7 protein-coding genes are annotated in these 6896 nt (G+C 62.7%); all 7 read left to right on the top strand.

Annotated elements, in window-relative coordinates; all coding sequences use genetic code 11:
- Window positions 1-643: molybdopterin-dependent oxidoreductase (locus CWO89_RS17395; RefSeq protein WP_165421206.1), on the top strand; the 643-nt coding region annotated here is incomplete at its 5' end.
- Between the two features lie 10 nt (window positions 644-653).
- Complete coding sequence (gene nuoH / locus CWO89_RS17390) at window positions 654-1724, top strand: NADH-quinone oxidoreductase subunit NuoH (RefSeq protein ID WP_130579988.1); 1071 nt, start codon at window positions 654-656, stop codon at window positions 1722-1724.
- 7 nt (window positions 1725-1731) lie between these two features.
- Window positions 1732-2220: an NADH-quinone oxidoreductase subunit NuoI gene (gene nuoI / locus CWO89_RS17385; RefSeq protein WP_027580664.1), complete on the top strand. Its 489-nt coding sequence runs from the start codon at window positions 1732-1734 to the stop codon at window positions 2218-2220.
- A gap of 137 nt (window positions 2221-2357) precedes the next feature.
- Window positions 2358-2996 (top strand): NADH-quinone oxidoreductase subunit J, encoded by a 639-nt coding sequence (locus tag CWO89_RS17380; RefSeq protein ID WP_130579987.1) that lies wholly within the window; start codon window positions 2358-2360, stop codon window positions 2994-2996.
- Complete coding sequence (gene nuoK, locus CWO89_RS17375; protein WP_027537255.1) at window positions 2993-3301, top strand: NADH-quinone oxidoreductase subunit NuoK; 309 nt, start codon at window positions 2993-2995, stop codon at window positions 3299-3301. The genes CWO89_RS17380 and nuoK overlap by 4 nt, the downstream gene beginning before the upstream one ends.
- A gap of 7 nt (window positions 3302-3308) precedes the next feature.
- Window positions 3309-5381 (top strand): NADH-quinone oxidoreductase subunit L, encoded by a 2073-nt coding sequence (nuoL, locus tag CWO89_RS17370; protein WP_130579986.1) that lies wholly within the window; start codon window positions 3309-3311, stop codon window positions 5379-5381.
- The gene (locus tag CWO89_RS17365) at window positions 5381-6892 is read left to right on the top strand and encodes an NADH-quinone oxidoreductase subunit M (RefSeq protein ID WP_130579985.1); all 1512 of its coding nucleotides are present in this window, start codon (window positions 5381-5383) and stop codon (window positions 6890-6892) included. The genes nuoL and CWO89_RS17365 overlap by 1 nt, the downstream gene beginning before the upstream one ends.
- Window positions 6893-6896 lie beyond the last annotated feature (4 nt).

Raw genomic sequence — 6896 nt, 5'->3', positions numbered from 1 at the left:
GAAGGACGGCTGGAATGGGTTCGGCGTGCTCCACGATACCGCCTCCCGCGTCGGCGCTCTCGATATCGGCTTTTCGGCCGGCGCCGGCGGCTTGAATGCGGCGCGGATGACGACCTCCGGCGCGCTCGACGTGCTGTTCCTGCTCGGCGCCGACGAGATCAAGGTGTCGGACGGAACGTTCGTCGTCTATATCGGCACCCATGGCGACCGCGGCGCCCACCGCGCCGACGTGATCCTGCCGGGCGCGGCTTACACCGAGAAGTCCGGCATCTACGTCAACACCGAGGGCAGGGCACAGATGGCCGCCCGCGCCGCCTTCCCGCCCGGGGAAGCGCGCGAGGACTGGGCGATCATCCGCGCGCTCTCGGACGTGCTGGGCAAGAAGCTGCCTTACGATTCGCTGGCTGCCTTGCGCCAGGCGCTGTTCAAGGCGGTGCCGCATCTGATGCGGATCGACCAGATCGAGCCTGGCAAGGCCGACGATATCAAGGCGCTTGCGTCGAAGGGCGGAAGCGCCGACAAGGCGGTGTTCCAGAGTCCGGTCGAGGACTTCTATCTGACCAACCCCATCGCCCGGGCGTCCGCCGTGATGGCGGAATGTTCGCGCCTGGCCTCGGCGCGGATGCTGACGGCAGCGGAGTGAGCGTGACCTGATGGCTGATTTCTTCGCAAGCTCGTTCTGGACCGGCTTCCTCTGGCCGCTGATCATCATGCTCGCCCAGAGCGTGCTCCTGCTCGTCGTGCTCCTGATCGCGATCGCCTACATCCTGCTCGCCGACCGCAAGATCTGGGCGGCGGTGCAGATCCGCCGCGGCCCCAACGTGGTCGGTCCATGGGGACTGCTGCAATCCTTCGCCGACCTGCTGAAGTTCGTGCTGAAGGAGCCGACGATCCCGGCCAGCGCCAACAAGGGCGTGTTCCTATTGGCGCCGCTGGTGTCCTGCGTCCTCGCGCTCGCCGCTTGGGCGGTGATCCCGATGGATTTCGGCTGGGTGATCTCCGACATCAATGTCGGCGTGCTCTACATCTTCGCGATCTCCTCGCTGTCGATCTACGGCATCATCATGGCCGGCTGGTCGTCGAACTCGAAATACCCGTTCCTGGCCGCGCTTCGCTCCGCGGCGCAGATGGTGTCCTATGAGGTCTCGATCGGCTTCGTGATCATCACCGTGCTGCTCTGCGCCGGCTCGCTCAATCTGTCCGCAGTGGTCGAAGCGCAGAACACCCGTGGGCTGGCCCACCTGATCGGCCTGCCGCAGCTCACCATCCTGAACTGGTACGTCTGGCCGCTATTCCCGATGTTCGTGGTGTTCTACGTCTCGTCGCTGGCGGAAACCAACCGTCCGCCCTTCGACCTCGTGGAAGCGGAATCCGAACTGGTCGCGGGCTTCATGGTCGAATACGGCTCGACGCCGTATCTTCTGTTCATGCTTGGCGAGTATGTCGCGATCACCACGATGTGTGCGCTGGCGACGATCCTGTTCCTCGGCGGCTGGCTGCCGCCGGTGGCGCTGCCGCCGTTCACCTGGATCCCCGGCGTGATCTGGTTCGCGCTGAAACTCTTCTTCATGTTCTTCCTGTTCGCGATGGCGAAGGCGATCGTGCCGCGCTACCGCTACGATCAACTGATGCGGCTTGGCTGGAAGGTGTTCCTGTCGCTGTCGCTGGCGATGGTGGTGGTCGTGGCCGCTGTGCTGCAATTCGCCGGCATCGCGCCGAAGTGAGGCCGTCATGAATATCAACGCAACAGCCCGCTCGCTTCTGCTCTCGGAATTCGTCTCGGCGTTCTTCCTCGCCATGCGCTATTTCTTCAAGCCGAAGCCGACCATCAACTATCCCTTCGAGAAGAACCCGATCTCGCCGCGGTTTCGCGGCGAGCATGCGCTTCGCCGCTATCCGAACGGCGAGGAGCGCTGCATCGCCTGCAAGCTGTGCGAGGCGATCTGCCCGGCGCAGGCGATCACGATCGAGGCCGGCCCGCGCCGCAACGACGGCACCCGCCGCACCGTGCGCTACGACATCGACATGGTGAAATGCATCTATTGCGGCCTGTGCCAGGAGGCCTGCCCGGTCGATGCCATCGTCGAGGGACCGAATTTCGAATTCGCGACCGAGACACGCGAGGAACTCTACTATGACAAGGCCAAGCTGCTCGCCAATGGCGACCGCTGGGAGCGCGAGATCGCCAAGGCGATCGAGCTCGATGCGCCGTACCGTTGAGGTGAGGGCATGATCCTTCAGAACATTCCCACGTCATTCCGGGGCGCGGACAACGTCCGCGAACCCGGAATCCAGAGGTTGTCGTGCGAGATTCCGGGTTCGCGCGTTGCGCGCCCCGGAATGACGGGAGGGCAGCAATGATCCTTCCCGCACTGTTCTTTTACCTGTTTGCCGCGGTCTGCGTGGCGTCGGCGGTGATGGTGGTTGTGTCGCGCAACCCCGTTCATTCGGTGCTGTATCTGATCCTGGCCTTCGTCAACGCCTCGGGCCTGTTCGTGCTGATGGGCGCCGAGTTCCTGGCGATGATCCTGATCGTCGTCTATGTCGGCGCGGTCGCGGTGCTGTTCCTGTTCGTGATCATGATGCTCGACGTCGATTTCAGCGAGCTTCGCGAGGGCTTTCTCGAATACCTGCCGGTGGGTCTCGTGATCGGCGGCATCTTCATGTTCGAGCTTCTCTTGATAGTCGGCGCCTGGGTGATCAACCCCGCCGTCACCAAGACGATCACCGCGGCGATCCCGACCAATGTCTCCAATACCGAGGCGCTCGGACTCGTGCTCTATACGAAGTACATCTTCTACTTCCAGCTCGCCGGCCTCGTGCTGCTCGTCGCGATGATCGGCGCCATCGTGCTGACGCTGCGCCACAAGACGAATATCAAGCGGCAGAACATCACCGTGCAGAACGCGCGCACGCCGGAAATGGCGATGGCGCTGCGCAAGGTGTCGTCGGGGCAGGGGCTGCAGGAAGCTGATGCGGCGGAGTGGGTGAAATGACGATCGGGCTCGGACACTATCTCGCGGTCGGCGCGATCCTGTTCACGCTCGGGATCCTCGGCATCTTCCTGAACCGCAAGAATATCATCGTCATCCTGATGTCGATCGAGTTGATCCTGCTCTCGGTCAACATCAACCTGGTGGCGTTCTCGACCTTCCTCGGCGACATCGTCGGCCAGGTGTTCGCGCTCCTGGTGCTCACCGTCGCGGCCGCGGAGGCTGCGATCGGGCTTGCCGTCCTGGTGGTCTATTTCCGCAACCGCGGTTCGATCGCGGTTGAAGACGTCAATCTGATGAAGGGCTAACGCGCCGATGTACCAGGCAATCGTCTTTCTGCCGCTGCTCGGCGCCATTCTTGCCGGCCTGATTGCGATCGTCGGCGCGCATGGACGCAATCCGAGCGGCGACACCGTCGAGCATCACGATGACGGGCATGGCGCGGACGCTCACGCTGCCGAAGCCCACGACGCGCACGGTCATGATGATCACGGCCATGACGATCATCATGCTGCCGAACCGCCGGCCGCCGGCTCCCGCGCGGCCGAACTGATCACGACCGGGCTGTTGTTCGTCTCGGCTGCGCTGTCCTGGTTCGCACTGGTCGATGTCGGCTTCCTGCACCACGACGCCCGCGTCACGCTATTTCCGTGGATCACCTCCGGCGACTTGCAGGTTTCCTGGGCGCTCCGGATCGACACACTGACCGCGGTGATGCTCGTCGTCGTCAACACCGTGTCCTCGCTCGTGCACCTCTATTCCATCGGCTACATGGACGAGGATCCGTACCGGCCGCGCTTCTTCGCCTATTTGTCGCTGTTCACCTTCGCGATGCTGATGCTGGTGACCGCGGACAATCTGGTGCAGATGTTCTTCGGCTGGGAAGGCGTGGGCCTGGCGAGCTACCTGTTGATCGGCTTCTGGTATCAGAAACCGTCGGCCAACGCCGCCGCGATCAAGGCCTTCATCGTCAACCGGGTGGGCGATTTCGGCTTTTTGCTCGGCATCTTCGCGGTGTTCGCGCTGATCGGCTCGACTGATTTCGACACCATCTTCGGCGGCGCCGCAGGCCTGACCGGCAAGACCATCAATTTCTTCGGCTGGCATGTCGATGCGCTGACGCTGACGTGCGTTCTCTTGTTCATGGGCGCGATGGGCAAATCGGCGCAGTTCCTGCTGCACACCTGGTTGCCGGACGCGATGGAAGGCCCGACCCCGGTCTCGGCCCTGATCCATGCCGCGACCATGGTGACCGCCGGCGTCTTCATGGTGGCGCGGCTGTCGCCGCTGTTCGAGCTGGCACCGAACGCGCAGGCCGTGGTGATGTTCTTCGGCGCGACCACCGCGTTCTTTGCCGCGACCATCGGTCTGGTACAGAACGACATCAAGCGCATCGTCGCCTATTCAACCTGTTCCCAGCTCGGCTACATGTTCGTGGCGATGGGAGCGGGGGCCTATTCGGTCGGCATGTTCCATCTGTTCACCCACGCCTTCTTCAAGGCGCTGCTGTTCTTGGGCTCTGGCTCCGTGATCTACGCGATGCATCACGAACAGGACATCCGCAACATGGGCGGGCTGTGGCGAAAGATCCCCTATACCTACGCGGTGATGGTGGTCGGCACGCTGGCGCTGACCGGATTCCCGCTGACCGCGGGCTACTTCTCCAAGGACGCGATCATCGAGTCGGCCTATGCCTCGCACAATCCGTTCGCGTTCTACGGCTTTCTGCTGACCGTCTTCGCTGCCCTCCTGACCTCGTTCTATTCCTGGCGCCTGATCTTCAAGACCTTCCACGGTACGCCGCATGACGAGGAGCATTACGAGGCTGCGCATGAGAGCCCGATCTGGATGCTGATCCCGATCGGCGTGCTCGCGGTCGGCTCGATCGTGGCCGGCTTCCCGTTCAAGGAATTGTTCGCGGGCCACGGCATCGAGGAGTTCTTCCGCGACTCCGTGAAGATGAACCCGCATATCATCGAGGAAATGCACCATATCCCCGAGAGCATCGCCTTCCTGCCGACCGTCATGATGGTGCTGGGCTTCCTGATCTCGTATCTCTTCTACATCAGCCGGCCGTATCTGCCGGTCGAACTCGCCAAGCAGCAGCCGATGCTTTACCAGTTCCTGCTCAACAAGTGGTATTTCGACGAGCTGTACGATCTGATCTTCGTGCGGCCCGCGAAGTGGATCGGCTACACCCTCTGGAAGAAGGGTGACGGCGCCATCATCGACGGCTTCGGACCGGATGGCGTGTCGGCGCGTGTGCTCGACGTCGCCCGTAACGCCGTGAAGATCCAGACCGGCTATCTCTACCACTACGCCTTCGCGATGCTGATTGGCGTCGCCGGCCTGATCACCTGGTTCATGTTCGGCCTGGGAGGCCAGTGATGACGACCTGGCCTATCCTTTCCGTTGTTACCTTCCTGCCGGCGCTCGGCGCGCTCTTGGTCTATCTGCTCGCACGGGGCGGGGATGAAGCGGCAAACCGCAACGCCCGCTGGATTTCGCTGTGGACCACGCTGATCACCTTCCTGATTTCGTTGATCCTGGTGGTGCGGTTCGATCCGGCGAACGCCGACTTCCAGTTTGTCGAGAAGGCGTCGTGGCTCGCCACCGGCATCAACTACCACATGGGCGTCGACGGCATCTCGCTGCCGTTGCTGATCCTGACCACCGCGGTCATGCCGTTCTGCATCATCGCGAGCTGGAAATCGGTCACGCAGCGCGTGAGCGAATACATGATGGCGTTCCTGATCCTGGAAACGCTGATGGTCGGCACCTTCTCGGCGCTCGACCTCGTGCTGTTCTACCTGTTCTTCGAAGGCGGCCTGATCCCGATGTTCCTGATCATCGGCGTCTGGGGCGGCCCGCGCCGGGTCTATGCCTCCTTCAAGTTCTTCCTCTACACGCTGCTCGGCTCGGTGCTGATGCTGCTTGCCATCATGGCGCTGTACTGGAATGCGGGCACGACCGACATTCCGACCCTGATGCACACCGCCGTGCCGCACAACCTGCAGAAGTGGGCCTGGCTCGCGTTCTTTGCCTCCTTTGCGGTGAAGATGCCGATGTGGCCGGTGCACACCTGGCTGCCTGACGCCCATGTCGAGGCTCCGACCGCGGGGTCGGTGATCCTGGCGGCAATCCTTCTGAAGATGGGCGGCTACGGCTTCCTGCGCTTCTCGCTGCCGATGTTCCCGCTGGCGTCGCACGACTTCGCGCCGCTGGTCTTCACGCTGTCCGTCATCGCCATCATCTACACCTCGCTGGTGGCCCTGATGCAGGAGGACATCAAGAAGCTGATCGCCTATTCGTCCGTCGCCCATATGGGCTTCGTCACCATGGGCGTTTTCGCCGGGACCATGCAGGGCGTCGCCGGCGGCGTGTTCCAGATGATCTCCCACGGCATCGTCTCCGGCGCGCTGTTCCTCTGCGTCGGCATCGTCTACGATCGCATGCATACCCGCGAGATCGCCGCCTATGGCGGGCTGGTGAACCGGATGCCGCTCTATGCGCTGGTGTTCATGGTCTTCACCATGGCCAATGTCGGCCTGCCCGGGACCAGCGGGTTCATCGGCGAATTCATGACGCTGCTCGGCACCTTCAAGGTGTCGCTGCCGACCACCGTGCTTGCGACCACCGGCGTGATCCTGTCCGCGGCCTATGCCTTGTGGCTCTATCGCAAGGTAGTGTTCGGCGCGCTGGTCAAGCCGTCCTTGATGAGCATCAAGGATCTGACGGCGCGCGAATGCCTGATCCTGTTCCCGCTGGTGGCGCTGACCATCCTGTTCGGCGTCTATCCAAAGCCGGTGCTCGACATGTCCGAGGCTTCGGTCCAGCAGCTCGTCAATAATTACAACACCGCCGTGACTGCCGTGAAGGCAGCCGCGCTGCTCCAGTAAGGCC

Source organism: Bradyrhizobium sp. Leo170, assembly GCF_004296405.1.
Taxonomy (GTDB): domain Bacteria; phylum Pseudomonadota; class Alphaproteobacteria; order Rhizobiales; family Xanthobacteraceae; genus Bradyrhizobium.
Note: the sequence above shows the minus strand (reverse complement) of the source record. Positions and strands in the feature narration are given on the sequence as shown.